Source organism: Umezawaea sp. NPDC059074 (assembly GCF_042738955.1).
GTDB lineage: Bacteria > Actinomycetota > Actinomycetes > Mycobacteriales > Pseudonocardiaceae > Umezawaea.
In genome coordinates this window covers 11,232-27,690 of record NZ_JBHYHC010000003.1, presented here as the reverse complement: position 1 = coordinate 27,690, position 16,459 = coordinate 11,232, and the positions used below count along the sequence as shown (strand labels likewise).

The following is a 16,459-nucleotide window of genomic DNA, read 5'->3' as shown; positions in this document are numbered from 1 at the left end:
TCAGTTTGTCGGATTTTGGGGCAAGTAGTTGCCATCTGGGGTTCTTCGGCCCTAGGGTCGCGGGTGGAAGCGCTCTCATGCCCTGTTCGCCGCCCGCCGCGGTAATTCCGCGGTCCCGCCGCCGTGCCCATCGACCAGTGCGTGCCTCTCCATCAACGTCGAAGGAGAACGTTCCATGCTCTACACCGGTCGAGAACGCAGGTCGCGCGGGTTCTTCGCGCTGGCCGCGTTCTCCTTGATCGTCTCGGTGGTGTCCGGCGTCCGGACCGCGCCCGTCGCCGACGCCGTCACCACGACGGTCGCCGTCAACGGCGCCGCGTCCGGCCGCACGTTCGACGGGGTCGGCGCCATCAGCGGCGGTGGCGGCAACACCCGGCTGCTGATCGACTACCCGCCCGCGCAGCGCGCGCAGATCCTCGACTACCTGTTCAAGCCGAACTACGGCGCCGCGGTCCAGCTGCTGAAACTGGAGATCGGTGGCGACGCCAACTCCACCGACGGCGCGGAACCCAGCCACCAGCACGTCCGCGGCGAGGTCAACTGCGCTGTCGGCTACGAGTTCTGGCTGGGCGAGGAGGCCGTCGCGCGCAACCCGAACATCAAGCTCGTCGCCCTGCCGTGGGCCGCGCCGGGCTGGATCGGCAACGGCAGCTTCTGGTCCCAGGACATGATCGACTACGACATCTCCTGGCTCGACTGCGCCAAGGGCCACGGTTTGACGATCAGCTACCTCGGCGGCTGGAACGAACGCGGCTACGACAAGACCTGGTACAAGAACCTGCGGTCGGCGTTGAACGCCCGCGGGTACTCGTCGGTGAAGATCGTCGGCGCGGACAGCGGGTGGGAGATCGCCGACGACATGCTCTCCGACGGCGCGCTCGGCAACGCGGTCGACGTGGTCGGCACGCACTACCCGTGCGGCTACCTGTCCGACGCCACCTCGTGCGCGTCGTCGACGAACGCCGTCGCGACCGGGAAACCGTTGTGGGCCAGCGAGTTCGGCTCGCAGGACTACAACTCGGGGTCGGTTCCCTACATCCGCAGCATCACCCGCGGCTACCTCGACGGGCAGATGACCGGGTTCCTGAACTGGCCGCTCGTCGCGGCGCTGTACCCCAACCTGCCCTACGCCACGGTCGCGCTGGCCGTCGCCGGATCCCCGTGGTCCGGTTCCTACCAGCTGGGCAAGAACCTGTGGGCCAACGCCCAGGTCGCCCAGTTCACCCAGCCGGGCTGGAAGTTCCTCACCGGCTCGGCCAGCGGTTACCTCGGTGGCAACCGCGCCAACGGCAGCTACGTGTCCCTCAAGTCCACCAACGGCACCGACTACTCCACGGTCTACGAGACCACCGGCACGACCGCCGCCCAGACCGTGAGCGTGTCCGTCGCGGGTGGGCTGAAATCCGGTGCGGTGCACGTCTGGTCGACTGACCTCGGCTCGTCGAACACCGCGGACCACTTCGTGAAGCAGGCAGACATCACCCCGACCAACGGGGCGTACACCCTGACCCTGCAACCGAACCGGATCTACACCGTCACCACCACGACGGGACAGGGCAAGGGATCCGCGACGAGTCCCGCGACCGGCGCGCTGCCGCTGCCGTACTCGGACAACTTCGACGCGTACGCCACCCGTGGCATGGCGAAGTACTTCTCCACCATGCAGGGGGCCTTCGAGGTCCGGCCCTGCGCGGCGGGCCGCGGTGGGCAGTGCCTGCAACAGGTCGCGCCGGTGAAGCCGATCAACTGGCAGGAGGACAGCGACGCCTTCGGCCTGGTCGGCGATCCCTCGTGGAGCGACTACACCGTCAGCGTCGACGTGGACATGCAGCAGGCGGGCACGGTCACCTTGCTGGGCCGGGCGAACACGCAGAACCGGCCGCAGGGCAAGCAGGCCGCCTACCAGTTGCGGATCGGCGACACCGGCGCGTGGTCGATCGCCAAGAACAGCAGCGGCGGTGTGCTCACGACGCTCACCTCCGGCACGCGTCCGGCGCTGGGGCTCAACACCTGGCACAACGTCAAGCTCGGGTTCTCCGGCAACCGGATCACCGCCACCCTCGACGGCGCGGTGCTGGGCGCGGTGACCGACACGTCCTTCACCGCCGGGCAGGTCGGGTTCGGGGTCGTCGGCTACCAGACGAACCAGTTCGACAACCTCTCCGTCACCCCCAACGCGCCCGGTGACTTCGGCGGGTTCCTCAAGGGCGAGGAATCCGGGCTGTGCGCCGACGTGCCCGGCCAGAGCCAGGCCAACGGGACCGCCGTCGCGCTGTGGGACTGCAACGGCGGCGCGAACCAGTCGTGGACGGCGACCCCGGCCAAGCAGCTCACCGTCTACGGCGCCAAGTGCCTGGACGCGGGCGCCGCCACCGACGGAACCCCGGTCCGCATCAACGACTGCGTCACCGGTGGTGCCCAGCAGTGGGCCGTCAACGCCGACGGCTCGGTCGTCAACACCGGCTCGGGCAAGTGCCTCGACGTCACCGGGCACGGCACGGCCCCCGGTTCCGCGCTGGTGGTCTGGGGCTGCAACGGCGGCGCCAACCAGAAGTGGGCCCGCGCCGACGCCACCGGCATCCTGAAGGGCCAGGAGTCCGGCAAGTGCGTCGACGTCCCCGCGGCCAACCAGACCAACGGCACCCGGCCCGCGTTGTGGGACTGCAACAACGGCGGCAACCAGGTGTGGACCTCGACCGCCTCGAACCAGCTGAAGGTGTTCGACACCAAGTGCCTGGAGGCCGCGGGCGGCGCCACCGCCGACGGGACGCCGATCCAGATCACCGACTGCACCGGCTCGGCCGGGCAGCAGTGGCGGGTCCGGTCCGACGGCGCGGTCGTCAACGTCGGTTCCGGCAAGTGCCTGGACGTGACCGGGCACGGCACCGCGAACGGCACGGAGTTCGTCATCTGGCCCTGCACGGGCGCCGCGAACCAGAAGTGGACGCGGGCCTGACCCCGCTTCGGCGGGACGTCACCGCCATGACGTCCCGCCGGACCCCGGTCAGACCGGGTGCACCACGGCCCACATCGTCTTGGTCCGCCCGGACTGGAGCACGCCCCACGAACTGGACAGCGCGCGGACCAGCCGCATTCCTCGGCCGCGGTGGGAGTTCACCGTGGAGCGGTCGAGCAGCGGCACCAGGTCGCGCGAGCCGTCCAGGACCTCGACCACCACCTCACCGATGCCCGACCGCCCCGCGGTGTCCTCGGTCAGGTAGCCCGTGACAGTCACCCCGCACGGCGGCCGGGCGTGCTCCAATGCGTTGGACAGCAGTTCGGTGGTCACCAGTTCCACGTCCAGCACCACGTCCCGCTCGCACTCGCGCAGCACCTGCTGGAGGCGGTGCCGCAAGATGGCCACGTCGTGGTGGGAGCTGACGGACATGGCGACCAGCACGCTGCGCCTCGCGTCTCGCGGCGGCTGGTAGGCAGCGCTCTCCGGCATCCGCAGTGCCACCGGGGGCGGCACGACCTGCGCGTCGGCGGTGATGGCGGTCCACGAGCGGGTCTTGAGGTCGGATTCGGCCATCGTCGTGCTCCTCACGTCCACCAAGAGGCGGGGTGCGTCCCGCGTTGGCCGATCACCACCGTGGTCAGTGACCGACTCGAGCGGGGATACCCGCAACGTCGCCGGATCATTCGGGCTCACCGGAACGGGTGACGTGACCTTGCCAGGGGCGTTACCGGTATCACCGGTCCGGAGTACCGCGGGGGCTCGTCGCCTACCGGCGACCGGATGGCGGTCGCACAACGGGCCGTCTGGTCCCAGCGGCGAGTCCGCCCCGTCTCGGAAGTGGTCGACTGGGGCGCTGCTCTTGCCCGCGGTGAGCCCCAGTCGAACCAGCGCCGGTCCTGCTGTTCGTGATGGATGTCGACCAGTGGCGCGACTTCGACCCCATGGACCTGACCCCTGTCCGTGAAGACCCGACCTCGATGCCGACAGCGCAGGTCCGAAGCACAACCCGTCAGCTGGAGAACCCGTCCGGCACACGCCGTTGTTTCTTCGCCATCGACATGCTCGTGGGGGATCTACGGCGCGTCGTGGAACATCCAGAACTTCGAGGCGCAACGAATCGCGACCGGCGGCCGCTACTGCGTGTCCGCCCAAGTGGTCAGTGACGTGGTCCAGTAGTCCACAGGGCTGACGCAGGCAGTGGTGTCGGCAGGTAGGCACTCTCGGCCGTTCCACACCAGGAAACCCACGACCATGGCCCCGATGAGCAGCCACCGGGGAGCCGCGCGGGTGATCGCCAGCTTCGGCAGGCCTTGCCTGGCGAAGCCTTGGACGGCGTCGACGACCGCCATCACCGCGGAGCCGTACCCGTAGACCACCTCCGGTGGCACGCGGTCGAACCGGCGGAACATTCGGCTGACCGCCAAGTCCGGGACCAGGAGGAGCACTCGCACGGCGTCGGTTGCCGGCACGGCTGGTGTGACCAGCACCTCACCCAGTTTCGGGAAGATCTTGGTGGCCAACTACGAGCAGGTCGTACCGGGTCACCGGCATGGTGAGCAGCACGCTGGTCCTGGTGTCCGCCACCGGCTGGTACACCGAACTCCCGATGGCTGATCGCGGTGGTGGCGACATCGGTGGTCGGGCGGTGATGGCGGGCCACGAGCGTGTCTTCGGGTCGGCGTCGACCATCCTCGTGCTCCTCCTCGTCCACCCGGTGGCCGGAGTGCGTCCAGCGCTCCATCGGGGTCGATCGGCGACAGACCGACTTCAGAGGTTCGTTCCAGGTGCCCCTTCCGGTTCGCCTTGACGTGGACATCGGTCCGCATCCGCGACCACGACCAGAACGCGCCGCGACAACGGTCGCCGGATCCACTCCCGGACCACCACCACGTCCTCCCGGTCGATCGGCATCACCAGCAGGTCGACTCGTCGCGCGCCCTCCGGCGTGCGCGGCACGGTCCGTTGCGGCCGTTCAGGCGCTCCCACGTAGCGCGTCCATCACCAGGTCGAGCAGGTGCGCCGACCTGGTGTGCCAGTTGTCGTCGAGGTCGATGCGCCACAGGAAACCCACCAGCAGCAGCACTTCCTCCGCGTCCACGTCCGCCCGCACCACCCCCGCGTCCTGGCACGCGGACAGCAGCAGGGCGATCGTGTCGACCACCGGGTCGTAGCCCTCACCGGCCAGCTTGTCCCGCGTCACCGAGTGCAACGCCCCCGCCAGCCCGTGCTTGATCCGCCCGTACACCGCGAGCCGGTCGAACCAGAGCCGCAGCGCGGTCAGCGGGGGATGGGCCGCCAGCAGCGCGGGCGCCGCGTCCAGCAACTCCTGCACGTCCCGGCGGTGCACGGCCATCACCAGCGCCTCGCGGTTCGGGAAGTGCCGGTACAGGGTCCCCTGCCCGATGCCCGCCCGCTTCGCGATCGACTGGAGCGTCGCCTCGCCGGACTCCTCCAACGCGACCCGCGCCACCTCCAGGATCCGCGCCCGGTTCTGCTCGGCGTCCGCCCGGCGAACCATCCCGCCTCCTTGCTAAGCGGACAAGTGTCCGTTACGTTGGGCTCAAGCGGACAGTTGTCCGTTTAACATCGTACGTCACCGACCCACCGGAGGAGACCCATGTCCGGAATCGACGGCAAGGTCGTCGCCATCACCGGCGCCAGCAGCGGAATCGGCGAGGCCACCGCCGTGCTGCTCGCCGAACGCGGCGCCAAACTGGTCCTGGGCGCCCGCGGTGCGGACCGCCTGGAGAAGGTCGCGACCCACGTGGCCGAACTCGGCGCCGAAGTCGCGTTCCTCCCGACGGACGTCCGCAATCGCTCCGACGTCACCGCACTCGTGGACCTGGCGAGGGAACGCTTCGGACGCCTCGACGTGTTCATCGGCAACGCCGGTGTCATGCCCATCTCGCCGATGGACGACCTGAAGGTCGACGACTGGGAGGCCATGGTCGACGTCAACGTCAAGGGGGTCCTGTACGGCATCGCGGCCGCACTGCCGGTCTTCCGCGCACAGCGGTCCGGCCACTTCGTCACCACCGCCTCGACCGCCGGTCATCGCATCGTCCCCACCATGGCCGTCTACGCGGGCACCAAGTTCGCCGTCCGCGCCATCTGCGAAGGCCTGCGCCAGGAAGCCGGGGGAGACCTCCGAGTGACCATCGTGTCACCCGGCATGACCGACACCGAAGGCGCTCGCACCACGGCAGGCCCGGAGGTCCAAGCCTCCATCGCCACGTCACCCTCGGCCTCGATGCCTCCGTCCGCGGTAGCGGCCGCCATCGCCTACGCCATCGACCAGCCCGCGACCGTGGACGTCGGCGAAATCGTCATTCGCCCGACCGCACAGGCCTGACCGGCCGGGCGGTCACCCTCCGATCGGGGGAGGTGGTCGACCGTTCGGTGGGGTCGACGGTTCAGCCCTCGAACCGGGAGACCAGGTGATGCGCGGCCCGTCGCGGGATCGAGAGGCTGGAGCCCTTCGACCTGAGGGGAGCGGGACGCATGCCAGAGGTGGACAACGGGACCACGGCGGACGGCGGCGGAGTGAGCCGTCGTGGGCTGCTCGTCGGAGCGAGTGCCGTGGCGGTTGGGGCGCTGGGCGTCGGGACGGCCGGTGTCGCGGCTGCGGAGCCGGACGCGGCGTTCGGGCCGGTGACGGTCCGCCCCGGCGACTCCCGCTACGACAACCTGCTGCGGGGCAACAACTTCCGGTTCGTCGGGCAGCCGGACGAGATCCGCGTGGTCGGGTCGACCGGCCAGGTCGTGCGCGCGGTGTCGGAGGCGGTGCGGTCCGGCAGGCGGGTCGCCGTCCGCAGTGGCGGGCACTGCTTCGAGAACTTCACCGCGGACCCGGCGGTGCGGGTGCTGCTGGACCTGTCGCCGATGAACGCGGTCGGGTACGACGCCGGACGGCGGGCGTTCGCCGTGCAGCCCGGCGCCACCCTCGGCCACGTGTACCGGACGCTGCACAACGGTTGGGGCGTCACGATCCCCGGCGGCAGCTGCCCGGAGGTGGGGGCGGGCGGGCACTTCGCGGGCGGCGGGTACGGGCCGCTGTCCCGGCGGCACGGCTCGGTGGTGGACCACCTGCACGGCGTGGAGGTCGTGGTGGTCGACCGGGACGGCACCGCCCGCGCGGTCGTCGCCACCCGCGACCCGGCCGACCCGAACCACGACCTGTGGTGGGCGCACACCGGCGGTGGCGGCGGCAGCTTCGGCGTCGTCACCCGCTACTGGCTGCGTTCTCCCGACGTCACGGGCACCGACCCGACCCGGCTGCTGCCCGCCGCACCCCGGCGGATGCTCCAGCATGTGCTGTTCTGGGCCTGGGACCAGCTCACCGAGCAGTCCTTCACCGCGCTGCTGCGCAACTTCGGCACGTGGCACGAGCGCAACAGCGCGCCCGGCACCCCGCAGGCCGCCGTGTACGGGATCCTCCAAGCCTCGCACCGCTCCGCCGGGACGGTCATGCTGGCCGTGCAGGTCGACGCGGACGTCCCCGACGCCGACACCCTGGTGGCGGACTTCGTGGCCGCGGTGACCGCGGGCACCGGCCTCGCCCCGGCGTTCGAGGATCGGCGGACGCTGCCGTGGCTGCACCGGATGACCTGGCCCGGCAGCGGCGAGCCCGGCGACGTGGTCGTCCGGCGGTACAAGATCAAGGCGGGCTACCTGCGGCGCTCGTTCACCGAGGCGCAGCTCGCCGCCGTGCACCGCAACCTGACCAACCCCACCGGGAGCCCGAACGCCGGGATGCTGCTCATCGGCTACGGCGGCCAGGTCGGCGCGGTCGCTCCGGGCGCCACCGCGATCGCGCAGCGGGACGTGGTCATGAAGGCGGTGTACCAGTCGGTGTGGGCCGAGGAGGCCGACGACGCGGCCAACCTGGCGTGGGTGCGGGACCTCTACCGCGACGTCTACTCCGCGACCGGCGGTGTGCCCGTGCCCGGCGACGTCGACGACGGCTCGTACGTCAACTACCCGGACGTCGACCTGGCCAACCCGGCGTGGAACACCTCAGGCGTGTCCGCGCAGCGGCTCTACTTCAAGGACAACTACCCGCGGCTGCAACGGGTGAAGGCACGTTGGGACCCGCGGGACGTCTTCCGGCACGCGCTGTCCGTCCGCCCTCCCTCGTAGGCTCGTCCGGTGGGGGAGGGGGAACGCGGGTGAACGCTCCGGGAACGCGGTGGTCCGCGGTGATGACGGTCGGGCCGCAGGTGCTGCTGGTGGCCGTGGCCGGGTTCGTGCTGGCCGTCGAGGGCTCGGCGGCGGTCGTGGACCTGGTCCTGTGCGGGGTCGCGTCGGCGTGGGTGCTGGGCGTCTTCACGCTCCGCCCCGCCTGGCGCGAACGAGCACCGGTGATGACCGTGTTCGTCGTCGTGCTGATCTTGCTCACGGCGGTGCTGGTGGTCAGGACGCCGTGGTTCGGGTTCTTCACCCCGGCGCTGTACGTCTACGCGTTCCGGCTGCTGCGCTGGCCGTGGCAGCCGGTCGGGGTCGGCGCGGTCGCGGTCGTGGCGGCGACCGCGCAGGCGTACGACGTGGACAAGACCACGGCTGTGGGCCTGCTCGTCTACGTCGCCGTGGTGCTGGCGAACGCCGGTCCACTGTGCGCTTTCGCCTGGTTCGCCCGGCACGCCGCCCGGCAGGAGGCGGAGCGGGAACTCGCGCTCGCCGAGGCGCGCGAGGCGAACCGCGGGCTGGCGGCGTCGCTGGCGGAGAACGCCGTGCTGCACGAGGAGTTGGTGGTGCGGGCGCGGGAGGCGGGCGTGCGGGACGAGCGGGAGCGGATGGCGCGGGAACTCCACGACACCCTGGCGCAGGGGCTCGCAGGCATCGTCAGCCAACTGCGGGCGGCCGAGCACGCGGGCGACGACCCGCCGGGGTGGCGTAGGCACGTCGCCACCGCGACCGAGTTGGCCAGGGAGAGCCTGGCGGACGCCCGGCGGTCGGTGCACGCGCTGAGGCCCGAACCACTGCGCACGGCCCGGTTGAGCGAGGCGCTGGCGGGAGTCGCGGAGCGGTGGTCGACCACGCACGGGATCCCGGTCCGGGTCGAGACGACCGGCACCGCGCGGCCGATCCCGCCCGAGGCCGAGGTCGCGCTGCTCCGGATCGCGCAGGAGGCGCTGGCCAACGTGGCCAAGCACGCGCGGGCGACCAGGGTCGGCGTGACGCTGTCGCACCTGGAGCACGAGACGGCGCTGGACGTCCGCGACGACGGCACGGGCTTCGACGCGGCCGTCGGCGATGGCGGCGGGTTCGGTCTCATCGCGATGCGCCAACGGATCGAGGCCCTGTCCGGCACACTGCTGGTCGAGTCGGAGCCCGGTGCCGGCACGGGCATCTCGGCCCGCGTCCCCGCCGAGCGGGCGGAGGTGCGCACGTGAACGACCCGATCCGGCTGCTGGTCGTGGACGACCACCCGGTGGTCCGCGACGGACTCACCAGCCTGTTCGCCCGCGACCCGGAGTTCGAGGTGGTCGGCGAGGCCGCGGACGGCGCCGAAGCGGTCCGGCTGGCCCGGACGCTGCGCCCGGACGTCGTCCTCATGGACCTGCGGATGCCGGGCGTGGACGGGGTGAGCGCGACCAGGGAACTCGCGGGCGAGGCCAGGGTGCTGGTGCTGACGACCTACGACACCGACGCCCACGTGCTCCCCGCGATCGAGGCGGGCGCCACCGGCTACCTCCTCAAGGACGCCCCGCGCGACGAACTGCTGCGCGCGGTCCGAGCCGTGGCCCGCGGCGAATCCGTGCTCGCGCCGTCGGTGACGGCCCTGCTGATGAACCGGGTGCGCAAACCGCCTCCAGGACTGCTGAGCCCCCGCGAGATCGAGGTGCTCCACCTGGTGGCGGCCGGAGCCACGAACCGGGAAGCGGCGACCGAACTGTTCCTCACCGAGGCCACCGTCAAGTCCCACACGCTGAACATCTACGCCAAACTCGGGGTGAACGACCGCGCCGCCGCCGTCACCGAGGCCTTCCACCGAGGACTACTCGTCCCCAGAACACCCGACCACCCCTGACCCCGGCCGGCCTCAGCCGGTTCGTTCATGGTCGAGTCCGCTCCTCGCCCAGTTGTCAGGCCGTGCCGAGGTGCCGACCGAGCGCCGCCGGTTCAGCGAGACTTGCCGTGGTCGGCGCACGGTCGCTCGTCGAGCGACGAGTTAGAGTCCGGGGGTGTCCGAGCCCCGCCCTCTTCCGCTGTGGGCGGGACGTGTGGTGGCGCTGCTGGGGATCGTGCTCGTCGCGCTCACGTTGCGCCAAGCGGTCGCGGCGGTGTCGCCGATCCTCGGCGACATCCGGGTGGACATCCCGATGTCGAACATCGGGGTCGGGCTGATCGGCACGTTGCCGCCCATCCTGCTCGGGGTGTCCGGGTTCATCGCGCCGCGTGTCGCCCGCGGCCTCGGGCTCGACGGTGGCATCGTGCTCGCGTTGCTGCTCATGACCCTCGGTCACCTCGTGCGCGCGGTCGCCCCTGGCTTCGCGGTGCTGCTCGTCGGCAGTGTCGTCGCGCTCGCGGGCACGGGCATCGGCAACGTGCTGCTGCCCCCGATCGTGCGGCGCTACTTCCCCGACCGGGTGGCGTTGCTGACCGCCGTCTACGTCTGCGTCGTGGGTGTGAGCACGGCCGTTCCCGCCGCGCTCGCCGCTCCGGTCGCCGAGCGGTTCGGCTGGCGGGTCTCGCTCGGCCTCTGGTCGGTGACCTCGGTGGTCGCGCTCGTTCCCTGGGTCGTCACCATCGCGCGGGAGCGGCGCCGGAGGCGCTCGGACGACGCCGTCGAGTCCCCGCCTCCCGCCCTCGTCACGCGGCTGTGGCGGTCGCGCGTGGCCCTGTCGATCACCGTCGCGTTCTCGACCAGCACGATCTGCACCTACGCGGCTTTCGCGTGGCTGCCGGAGATCCTCGGCGACATCGCGGGCTCGACGCCGACCGAGGCCGGTGTGCTGCTCGCCGTCACCGGACTCGTCAGCGTGCCCGGCGCGCTTGTCGCGCCCCTGCTCGTCGCGCGGCTGCGCAACGTCGGGTGGCTGATCGGCGGCGGTATCGCCTGCTTCGCGCTCGGCTACCTCGGCCTGCTGCTCGCGCCCGCGACGCTCACCCTGCTCTGGGTGCTGCTCATCGGCTCGGGGTCGATCCTGTTCCCGGTCAACCTCGTGCTCATCAACGTCCGCACCCGGACCCACGACGGCACGGTCGCGCTGAGCGGCTTCGCCCAAGGGGTCGCGTACGCGCTCGGCGCGCTCGGTCCGCTGCTCGTCGGGCTGCTGCACGACGTGAGCGGCGGGTGGACCGTGCCGCTGCTGTTCCTGCTCGGCGTCATCCTCGTGACGACGATCCCGGCGATCACGCTCGCCAGGCCCGCGTTCGTCGAGGACGAACTCGACCACTTGGCGCCGACGCCCCGGTGATGGCCGGGACGCCGGGTCAACCGGCTTCGGGTCGCGGGTGGTCCATGAGCAGGCCGAGGGTGAACTCGAAGCGGTCGTGCGCGGTGCCGGAGATCAGATCGGCGGCGTGGCGTCGGGTCTGCGGGAACTGGTCGGCGGGCAGGGCGGTGAAGCGGTCCAGCAGCTCCTCGGGGCTGAGCACCCATTCCTGGTCCTGGTGTCGGCGTCGTTGCCGGACCATCGACTGCTCCAGCGCGAAGGCGCTGACATAGAGCGACAACGCGTCGCGGGTCCAGCCCGCCGACTTCGGCTCGACGCCGCCCGCGAGCAGGATCGCCAGGATTCCCTCGCCGACCCGCAGCGTCTCCAGGTTCGTCGGCACCGCGGCCAGCGCGGCGCGGGAGATGCCGGGGTAGTCCAGGTACAGGTCGCGGATCTGCGTGTACACCGCGAGCAACTGCCGTCGCCAGGCGGCCGGGTCGGGTTCCGGGAGCACGACCTCGGCGTAGAGCCTGCCGATCAGCAGGTCGTCGATGTCGTCCTTGTTGACGATGTGCGCGTACAGCGACGACGGACCGGTGCCGAGCACGGCGGCGACCCGGCGGATGGTCAGCGCGTCGTACCCCTCGGTGGCGACGACTTCCAGTGCGGCGTCCGTGATCCGTTCGACGGTGATCGGCCTTTTGCGCGGTGCCACCGCCGTGTTCTCCGTCGCTGATTGGGCGTGGCGAGCCGCACGGCGTTGGCGGGGATCGGCTGACATGCGGGCCACTATAGCTTGACACGAACTTAGTTCGTCGGTTAGACCTTAGATCGTCTCAACGAACTAAGTTCGTCTTCCGGAGGTGCGTGGTGCGAGTGTCCGTTGTCGGAGCCGGCCTGGGAGGTCTGGCTCTCGCACAAGGCCTGCGTGGAGCCGGGATCGAGGTCGACGTGTTCGAACGCGACCCTGGGATCGTCGCGCGGTTCCAGGGCTACCGGCTGGTGCTGAACCCGATCGGGTTCCAGGCGGTGCGCGACTGCCTGCCGACGCGCTGGCACCCGCTGCTGGACGAGGTCGTCATGGACGCCTCCGCCGAGCAGCTGGTCCTGGACCCGTGGCTGACCGAGATCGGCAGGCTCGGCGCCGGCCGGACCGGCATCGTGGTCGACCGGCAGGTGCTGCGACACCTGTTGCTGACCGGCCTCACCGTGCACACCGACGCCGCGTTCACCGGCTACGACCTGTCCGCAGACGGCACCGTCCAAGCCCGGTTCACCCACCGGCCCCCGGTCACGGCCGACCTGCTCGTCGGCGCGGACGGTGTCACCTCAGCGGTTCGCGGGGTGTTGTCGCCGCGGACGACCCCCACCGACACCGGTGTCCGGTTCGTCATCGGCCGCACCCCGCTGACCGACGAGTTCGCGAGCCTGTCCAAGGCCTACGGGTCGAAGATCGTCGGCGACGGCGTCAGCCTGCTGCTCGGGGCGATGCGCTTCCGCACCCCGCCCCAGCAGGCCGCCGAGCGACTGGCCCCCGAGGTCACGCTGCCCGACATCGGCGACTACGTGCGCTGGGCCATGATCCTGCCGCCGAACGGGTCGCTGGAGGACCTGACCGCGCAGGACGCCGTGCTGTCCAGGATGGACGGTTGGCACCCGGAGTTGCGCGCGCTGATCGAGCAGGCCGATCCCGACAACAGCACCCTGCTGTCCATCCGGGTGGTCGAGCCCGGCGAGCGCTGGACGTCCGGCCCGGTCACCCTGCTCGGCGACGCGATCCACGCCACCTCCCCGACCGGCGGCAACGGCGCGAACACCGCGCTGCGCGACGCCGACCTGCTGCGCCGCTGCCTGATCGAGGCCGACGAAGGCCGCCGGACCCTGCTCGGCGCGGTCGACGACTACGAACGGCAGATGTTCGAGTACGGCGCCGAGGCCGTGCGCACCAGCCTCGACAAGTTGCCCGCCTTCCTCGACGCGAGCGCCGCCGGAGTGGTGAGGGGTTGACCTTGCAGCGGCTGCAACGTTGAGGATCGTCGCATGGACGAACGCACGGACCTGCTCACCATCGGCCGCCTGGCGCGCCGAACGGGCATCTCGGCGCGCACCCTCCGCTTCTGGTCGAACGAGGGGATCATCCCGTCGGCGGGCCGCACGGCGGGTGGCTACCGGCTCTACGACAGCGCGTGCGTGGCCCGCGTGGAGCTCATCCGCACTCTGCGGGAGCTGGGTTTCGGGCTCGACGACGTGCGTCGGGTGCTCGACCGCAAGGCGACGGTCGCCGACGTCGCCGCGGCGCACGTGGCCGCGATCGACGCGCAGATCCGCGCGCTGAGGGTGAGCCGGGCCGTCCTGTCCACCGTGTCGGAACGTCGATCCACGCCTGAGGAGACAGCACTGATGAACCGGTTGGCACGCCTTTCCTCCGCCGAACGAGCGCAGATCATCGACGAGTTCAAGGCGGACGTGTTCGGCCGCCTCGACATCGCCCCGGATCTGCGCGAACGGGTGCGCGAACTCAGCATCGACCTGCCGGAGGACCCGACGCCCGACCAGGTGGACGCCTGGATCGAGTTGGCGGAACTCGTGCAGGACCAGGATTTCCGGGATCGATTGGGAACCTTCCTGGAACTCAACACGCCCACCCCTGGGCAGCAGCCGCCGCCCGGCGGAAGCATCTGGTGGGCACGGCAGGTGGTGAACACCGTCGCACAGGCCAGGGAAAAGGGTGTCGACCCCGCTGACCCCGCCGCGGCGGAGTTGATCTCCACCCTGTTCGGCGACGCCGACCTGACCGCGGTGCAGGTGTCCCTGGAGGCGGGGATCGACGCGGGCGCGGAACGGTATCGCAGGCTCGTCACCCGCGTGCAGGGGCGGTTCGGCGCTCCGGACGCCACGGAGGACCTGCTCTGGCTCGCCGCGGCTCTGCGGATCGCCACCGGAGGAGAGTCGGCTTCGGGCCCGCGCGCTTCCGGATGACCTGCCCCGACACGACCTCGCGGGCCCAGGTCACCGCTGGTGCACGATGAGGATCGGGGTTTCGGACACATCGACGGCGCCATCGGTGCGCGGGGGACTGGTGGTCCCGTCGAGGTTGCGGATCTCGTCGACCGGACGGGTGACCGAGGTGGTCGCGGTGCCGCCGCTCGTCCAGCGGACCACCAGCGGCCTGCCGTCCCGCGCGGTGAACTCGCACTGCCAGACGGTGCTCGGCAGGTCGATCGCCCGGCCGTGGCCGCAGCCGCGAGTGGTGGAGCCGTCGAGCCAGCGCTGCAACTCCTGCACCGCCAGCGCCGCACGGGTGGGTGGGCCGCCGACGGCTTGCAGCGCGAGGGGCAGTTCGCCGCTGCCCCAGTTGTAGAAGTAGGCGCGCTGCAAGCTGAAGTCGCTCCCGTAGATCGTCACCAGGTAGAAGCGCACGGCGAAGGCGATCGCGCGCTGCTCGTCCAGCGGATCGTTGCGGACGTACTCGTAGGTGACCCCGGTGTTCCACAGGGGCGGGTGGACGCCCGCGTCGTGCAGCGCGCCGGAGATCCGCCTCAGCAGGTCGATCATGACCTCCGGGGGGTCGGACGCCTGGCGCTGGTGCAGGTTGATGCCCGCCACGTCGCAGTGGTCGTAGCCGCGGAGCTCGGCGAACCGGTTCAGCACCGCGCGCCCCTCGTCGGTCCAGATCCGGTCGATCGACGGGCACACCACGGTGGCCTCGGGGTCGACGGCCTTGATGGCGCGGTTCGCCAGCGAGGTCATCTCGACCAGGGTCTCCACCGAGCCGGAGTAGTAGCGCTGGTCGTTGGCGTGAACCCAGACCTCGTACGCGTCGATCCTGCCCCGATACCGGGTGACGAGGGTGCTGACGAAGCGCTCCCACGCGGCGAGGTCGTCCGGCGGCGCGCTGCGCGAGCCGTCGCCGTACGGCGCTTTGGGCCCGCCGGGAGCGGCCCACTCCGGTGTTCCGCCGAACACGAGCGTCGCGGGCAGGTCGGACTTCGAGGCCCCGTCGACGAGGCGGTCGAGCACGGTCCAGTTGTACTCGTCCCGCCGTGGCTGAAGGCTGGCCCACCGGGTGCGGCTGTCCCAGAACCGCAGGCTGCCCACCGTGAACGTCGGCATCGAGCCGCTGGACGAGGACGCGGTCACGCCGAACAGCGACGGGTCGAGCGGTTCCACGCGCTGCCAGGACGGCCCGTCGATCCGCTGGGCGACACCGGGGGCGGCCCCCCGGCCGCTGGCCGTCAACGCCGCCAGGGCCAGGACCAGGACGAGGGCCGCGGCGATGCCGGAGAAGACGCGACCACGGGTCCTCACCGCGACCTGGACAGGGGGTTCCTGGACGACGACCTGCCCGGTGGCCAAGCGCCAGCACCGCAGCAGCTCGACGAGTTCCGCGTCGGTCGCCTCGCACGCCGTGGCGATTCTGACGACGGTTTGGTAGTCCGGCGGAACCGTGGCGCCGGAACAATACCGGTGCAGCGTGGAACTGCTCACGTACGATTTCCGGCCGAGCTCCGAATAGCTCAGCCCACCGCGCTTCTTCAACTCCACGAGAAGGTGCGCGAGTGCGCCCCCGGACCCTGACAAACCTACCGACCTCCCCGAACACCGGCCGTGCGAGCCCAGTATGCCGGCATCCCACGCCGTCCTATATGTCCAGGTCAGTGCACGTGTATCCATGTCGGGACGGCGAACCGCGGGCGAGGGCTTGCCGCGGTCGCCATTCGCCCGGCAAGGTTGGTCAGGTCAACGAACGCAGGGGCCGGGAACGACGTTGTCGGCCCGGCCACCCGAAGCGAGTTCGCGTTTTCCGCGAGTCAGTGGCGAATTACGGCGAATCGGTTTCGCGAAACCATGGTGCCACATCCCGATCAGTGCGAGGAGTCACGATGCGGCCATTGCGGTCCGGACTGGTGATGGCGGCATGTCTCGTCGGATCGGTCTCGGGTCTCGACTTCGTGCACGGGCAGGACGGGCTGTGCCTCGACGGCAGCGTGTCCGGAGGGGTGCGCCTCAAGGCCTGCAACGGCAGCAGCTACCAGGAATGGATCGACTGACCAGCGGTCAGCAGATCCGGGGGTTAGGGGGGGTCCGGTGTGGGGGGGGGGGGGGGCTACACGAACCC

At 70.9% G+C, this 16,459-nt stretch carries 14 protein-coding genes; 9 read left to right on the top strand and 5 right to left on the bottom strand.

All coding sequences use genetic code 11. The features are described from left to right. Nucleotides 1–175: 175 nt before the first annotated feature. Nucleotides 176–2,956: a ricin-type beta-trefoil lectin domain protein gene (locus tag ACFWW9_RS02040; protein ID WP_390370525.1), complete on the top strand. Its 2,781-nt coding sequence runs from the start codon at nucleotides 176–178 to the stop codon at nucleotides 2,954–2,956. A gap of 48 nt (nucleotides 2,957–3,004) precedes the next feature. Here ACFWW9_RS02040 and ACFWW9_RS02035 read toward each other — a convergent pair whose 3' ends face one another. The 3 genes from ACFWW9_RS02035 to ACFWW9_RS02025 all read right to left on the bottom strand — a co-directional run bounded on the left by ACFWW9_RS02035 (nucleotide 3,005) and on the right by ACFWW9_RS02025 (nucleotide 5,477). After that, a complete protein-coding gene (locus ACFWW9_RS02035) occupies nucleotides 3,005–3,532 on the bottom strand; it encodes an ATP-binding protein (protein WP_390370524.1) in 528 nt (175 codons plus the stop codon). A 560-nt stretch (nucleotides 3,533–4,092) separates the two neighbouring features. After that, nucleotides 4,093–4,446 carry a hypothetical protein gene (locus tag ACFWW9_RS02030; RefSeq protein ID WP_390370523.1) on the bottom strand — a complete coding sequence of 118 codons (354 nt, stop codon included), beginning with the start codon at nucleotides 4,444–4,446 and terminating at the stop codon, nucleotides 4,093–4,095. A gap of 485 nt (nucleotides 4,447–4,931) precedes the next feature. After that, nucleotides 4,932–5,477 carry a TetR/AcrR family transcriptional regulator gene (locus ACFWW9_RS02025; protein WP_390370522.1) on the bottom strand — a complete coding sequence of 182 codons (546 nt, stop codon included), beginning with the start codon at nucleotides 5,475–5,477 and terminating at the stop codon, nucleotides 4,932–4,934. 99 nt (nucleotides 5,478–5,576) lie between these two features. On the opposite strand from ACFWW9_RS02025, the gene ACFWW9_RS02020 reads away from it, so the two are divergent. The 5 genes from ACFWW9_RS02020 to ACFWW9_RS02000 all read left to right on the top strand — a co-directional run bounded on the left by ACFWW9_RS02020 (nucleotide 5,577) and on the right by ACFWW9_RS02000 (nucleotide 11,379). Then, nucleotides 5,577–6,311 (top strand): SDR family oxidoreductase, encoded by a 735-nt coding sequence (locus ACFWW9_RS02020; RefSeq protein WP_390370521.1) that lies wholly within the window; start codon nucleotides 5,577–5,579, stop codon nucleotides 6,309–6,311. A gap of 149 nt (nucleotides 6,312–6,460) precedes the next feature. Beyond that, a complete protein-coding gene (locus ACFWW9_RS02015; protein ID WP_390370520.1) occupies nucleotides 6,461–8,098 on the top strand; it encodes an FAD-binding oxidoreductase in 1,638 nt (545 codons plus the stop codon). Between the two features lie 29 nt (nucleotides 8,099–8,127). Continuing rightward, entirely contained in the window at nucleotides 8,128–9,351 is a 1,224-nt protein-coding gene (locus tag ACFWW9_RS02010) for a sensor histidine kinase (protein WP_390370519.1), read from the top strand. Continuing rightward, nucleotides 9,348–9,989, top strand: coding sequence for a response regulator (locus ACFWW9_RS02005; protein WP_390370518.1), 642 nt, complete (start codon nucleotides 9,348–9,350; stop codon nucleotides 9,987–9,989). Before ACFWW9_RS02010 ends, ACFWW9_RS02005 begins: the two co-directional genes overlap by 4 nt. A gap of 154 nt (nucleotides 9,990–10,143) precedes the next feature. After that, a complete protein-coding gene (locus ACFWW9_RS02000; protein ID WP_390370517.1) occupies nucleotides 10,144–11,379 on the top strand; it encodes a CynX/NimT family MFS transporter in 1,236 nt (411 codons plus the stop codon). Between the two features lie 16 nt (nucleotides 11,380–11,395). On the opposite strand, the gene ACFWW9_RS01995 is transcribed toward ACFWW9_RS02000, so the two are convergent. After that, nucleotides 11,396–12,121: a TetR/AcrR family transcriptional regulator gene (locus ACFWW9_RS01995; protein WP_390370516.1), complete on the bottom strand. Its 726-nt coding sequence runs from the start codon at nucleotides 12,119–12,121 to the stop codon at nucleotides 11,396–11,398. Between the two features lie 86 nt (nucleotides 12,122–12,207). Between ACFWW9_RS01995 and ACFWW9_RS01990 the strand changes: the two genes are divergently transcribed. Together ACFWW9_RS01990 and ACFWW9_RS01985 are read left to right on the top strand one after the other, a co-directional pair. Next, nucleotides 12,208–13,347, top strand: coding sequence for an FAD-dependent oxidoreductase (locus ACFWW9_RS01990; protein ID WP_390370515.1), 1,140 nt, complete (start codon nucleotides 12,208–12,210; stop codon nucleotides 13,345–13,347). Between the two features lie 33 nt (nucleotides 13,348–13,380). Next, on the top strand, nucleotides 13,381–14,319 hold the full coding sequence (locus ACFWW9_RS01985) for a MerR family transcriptional regulator (RefSeq protein ID WP_390370514.1): 939 nt from the start codon (nucleotides 13,381–13,383) through the stop codon (nucleotides 14,317–14,319). 30 nt (nucleotides 14,320–14,349) lie between these two features. On the opposite strand, the gene ACFWW9_RS01980 is transcribed toward ACFWW9_RS01985, so the two are convergent. Beyond that, the gene (locus ACFWW9_RS01980; protein WP_390370513.1) at nucleotides 14,350–16,014 is read right to left on the bottom strand and encodes a helix-turn-helix domain-containing protein; all 1,665 of its coding nucleotides are present in this window, start codon (nucleotides 16,012–16,014) and stop codon (nucleotides 14,350–14,352) included. A 209-nt stretch (nucleotides 16,015–16,223) separates the two neighbouring features. Between ACFWW9_RS01980 and ACFWW9_RS01975 the strand changes: the two genes are divergently transcribed. Then, on the top strand, nucleotides 16,224–16,391 hold the full coding sequence (locus ACFWW9_RS01975) for a hypothetical protein (RefSeq protein WP_390370512.1): 168 nt from the start codon (nucleotides 16,224–16,226) through the stop codon (nucleotides 16,389–16,391). Nucleotides 16,392–16,459 lie beyond the last annotated feature (68 nt).